The 662-nt window shown below is 67.8% G+C and carries 1 pseudogene; it reads left to right on the forward strand.

Going from position 1 to position 662, the window contains the following annotated elements:
- Nucleotides 1–662: pseudogene (locus MF607_RS22595) on the forward strand (hypothetical protein); the annotation flags it as partial.

Consider the following 662-nt stretch of genomic DNA (forward strand, 5'->3'; position numbering starts at 1 on the left):
CAACTTCTCGGATCTCGCCCGCACGATGGCTGACACCCGCGCGATGCAGATCGCCGACGAGACGAGGGCGGATGAGCGCGTGCAGCGCACCTACGAGGGCTCGTTCATCGAGGGAAGCGAGATGGCGAAGCTCAGCATCGTCGACGCCGCCGAGAAGCTGGACATGCCCGATCCCGAGCAGGCGGCCGCCGCGGTCGACCTGATGATGCGGACCCTGTTCGACGTGTTCCGCGACACCCGGATGGAGGAGTTCGCCGCCGACCTCGCATGGGGCTTCGTCAACTCCTTCCACATGGTGTCGAAGCGGGTCGAGGGCCGGGAGGACGACGCCGCCAAGAAGCTCGGTGAGATGGCCCGCGCCTTCGATCCCTCCGAGATCTACGCCAACGAACTGGAGGAGACCCAGCTGCTCTGCCAGACCCTCGAGGGATGCCGCGAGGCGCTGGAGTGCATGCGCGACCACGCCGGCGAGGTGTATCGCGCCGAGACCGGTCGCCCCTTCTCGACCACCCGGGGCAGCAAGGTGTCCTCCAAGCTCACCGCCTCGATGATCGAGGGCGCCGACTACCTCGCAGCCCGCGCCGCCAAGAAGCGCGAGCAGCACAACCCGACCGGCCCGATCGTCGCCTTCTCGGGTGGCGCCAACTGGCACGACCACGAGA

This window comes from Sphingomonas lacusdianchii (assembly GCF_022664395.1).
GTDB classification, from domain to species: Bacteria; Pseudomonadota; Alphaproteobacteria; order Sphingomonadales; family Sphingomonadaceae; genus Sphingomonas; species Sphingomonas lacusdianchii.